The 2,507-nt window shown below is 42.1% G+C and carries 2 protein-coding genes and 2 pseudogenes; 1 reads left to right on the forward strand and 3 read right to left on the reverse strand.

What is annotated here, in order from left to right; genetic code table 11:
• Window positions 1–839: pseudogene (locus tag VT06_RS16540) on the reverse strand (hypothetical protein); the annotation flags it as partial.
• A 51-nt stretch (window positions 840–890) separates the two neighbouring features.
• Here VT06_RS16540 and VT06_RS16545 point away from each other — a divergent pair.
• Entirely contained in the window at window positions 891–1,073 is a 183-nt protein-coding gene (locus VT06_RS16545) for a hypothetical protein (RefSeq protein WP_046555432.1), read from the forward strand.
• Window positions 1,074–1,163: 90 nt separating this feature from the next.
• Here VT06_RS16545 and VT06_RS16550 read toward each other — a convergent pair whose 3' ends face one another.
• Together VT06_RS16550 and VT06_RS18665 are read right to left on the reverse strand one after the other, a co-directional pair.
• On the reverse strand, window positions 1,164–1,949 hold the full coding sequence (locus VT06_RS16550) for a hypothetical protein (protein ID WP_046555433.1): 786 nt from the start codon (window positions 1,947–1,949) through the stop codon (window positions 1,164–1,166).
• A pseudogene (locus VT06_RS18665) lies at window positions 1,946–2,458 on the reverse strand (RHS repeat-associated core domain-containing protein); the annotation flags it as partial. The gene VT06_RS16550 and the pseudogene VT06_RS18665, both read right to left, overlap by 4 nt.
• Between the last annotated feature and the right edge of the window lie 49 nt (window positions 2,459–2,507).

The following is a 2,507-nucleotide window of genomic DNA, read 5'->3' on the forward strand; positions in this document are numbered from 1 at the left end:
TTCTGGCCAGGCCTTACCAGATGCAAACCAAAACCACCCACCCCGCAAAAAAGATCCCAAATTTGTTTAAATTCGCCCTGCTGCTGTTGCAGTTCAGCAACCCAACTGGCGGCTGTATGGTATAAGCTGGCTGCCATAACGGGTTGGGTTTGAAAAAAGCTTTGCGGTTGAAGATAAAGCGGTACATGGTTTAGCTGCTCGGCCAGCACATGTTGCTCTATGAGTATAATTTCTTCTTCACCTTCCAGCACGGCTGCAGCCACTGGCTGCAAATTTACCGAAACGAGCTCAAGTTCTGGTATTTGTTGCAATAACCAGGGTACATGCTTGACGATAGAGGCCAGACAGTTTTTGGAACGAAGCAAAAAGCGCAGCATAAAGCGGCCACTGTGCAGACTTTGACTGAGCAAGATATATTTCAGCTCGCCCAGGCGGTTGTCAATATCATAGGGAGTTAACTTAGCGCGTGAAATAAAAGCTTTGCAAAGAGTAAATATTGGCACAAAGCTGGCCGGATATAACGGGCAATCACTTAAATCTAGCTGTTCACCCTGATGGTTAAGTATCCCTAGCACAGGATTTTCAATGCTACCTAACACCACCATCTTGGCTTTATAACGAAACCCCTGCTCTGCACTTGCCACCGGTGCCAGCCTTTGCCACCCGGTTGGCAGAAAAAACTGGCGCCTGGCCAGTTCCCGGCACAAGACTATTACCAACGCGGCCAGGTTATTAAGCGGCCAGCGGCTGTTGGCATTATCAGCGTACAGATTGAAGATACCATTATCGAGTTGTATGAAAATACTCGCGAAATCGTGCGCATTCTGGATGGCAGCCATTAGGCACGCCTAGCCAGTAAGGTTAACACTTCATAGTGGCAGTAGTACTTAATGCACGAGCTGGAGCAGGTGAAACTGGGCAGCAATACCTTTGCTGAAGGGGCGATAGAGCTGATTTTACGCCATGCCTTGGGCTGCCTACGGCTGTGCCGTAACCTGTGTTATGGCAGTTTGGTCGACGCCTGCCGCGAGTATTACTGCGCCATGTCGACAATGTACTGCAACCTACAGTAAGGTGGTTGCGATCATAAAAATGTGGTCGATCTAAGCGGTCGCACAAAAAATTTCAGACACAACCGCATAGTTAATACAGTTCAGCTACCGTCATTTATAACCGCAGCTGTATTTCCCTGTAGATACCTTCTCGCACAAAAAACCAGGTGTGCCTCCATTCATTTTTATTTCAAATACTTTAACCATCGACTCTATATCAGAATCGTCTAAAACCTGGGCAAGTAAATTTATCACTTCATCGCCAACCCGACCTTCCGTTAGCAGTGTTATCAATACTTCTTGAACTTTAATATCACCAATATGCATCTGAAGCGCATCAGCAATCACCCTCCGTAAATAATAGTTTATAGATATAGATTCAAAGCTCATTAATTCAAGCAACTTAAATGGATCATTTCTGTAATACTGCGAGATAATTAATAACTCAGAAATCTCATCATAATCCGGATAAAAGCCAGCACCATGTTTCATGATAAAATCATCAATAAGCTTTGCACTAGCAGCGTCATCCAACATTACCAGTACTGATAATGCAGCATATTTCTCGTGCAACGTTCTCGGTGAGTCAAATGCTTTATTGGCCCAATCAATTAAATCTTCAATTTTATCTGGAGCCAAGCTGCCAATAAGATAAATTAAGTGATGTGGAAAAGAAAATTCAGGTGAAATTAACAAGTCACCATCTATTACATGCTGAACAAAAGACAGACCTCGCGATTTTGCTTTTGGCAATGCTCTAGCCGCATTCTCTTTCTTTGTAAACAACACTTTTGCTATGCTAGCATCCGAATATCCACAGAAATAAAAAGTGCAATAAAAACTAGACAATGCAAATAACATAAAAGCAAAAATCACTAAAGAAATAAAGTATTTCAAAGCAGGCCACCTCTACTAGGTCTTGTTATAATATCTGGCTCAACTCTATTTATACTATTATATAAATCGCTAGGAAAATCTCCATTACCAGGATTCATGCCTAATATATTTATCAATCCATCTCTAACATAATCAACACAACTTCTGCTAGTTAAATTATAAAGACCTGGGTTGGCGATATTATCCGCCTGATATTTCTCCCATGCTTGATCCTGTTCTGGTGTGGATTTTATAACTTTACAACTTTGTGTTAATTTATCGTTATTATCTAAATCTCTTGAAACTCTACCTGAAACGTTCAACATACCGCCATTTTGAGTTCTTCTCCCAAACGTATCGTTACTGTTAACACCAGCTCCAACATGCGTTGGAGACGATGAATAGTAACAAACGTGTATATCGAGCCCCAATGGATCTATATATCGAATCGGGTTATTAATTGTATAGATGCATGTATTTAACCCACCCGCTAACCCTATTGGATCGCTCTGCAAGTATCTGCCTAAAGTTGCATCATACTGGTGGTTAACACCGCACGGTCAAACGCTTCCAACTTAG

The organism is Arsukibacterium sp. MJ3 (assembly GCF_000987765.1).
Lineage (GTDB): Bacteria > Pseudomonadota > Gammaproteobacteria > Enterobacterales > Alteromonadaceae > Alishewanella.

Excerpts from the sequence above, each read along its gene's own strand:
- VT06_RS16545 (WP_046555432.1), top strand. The coding sequence starts at position 891 with ATGCACGAGCTGGAGCAGGTGAAACTGGGCAGCAATACCTTTGCTGAA.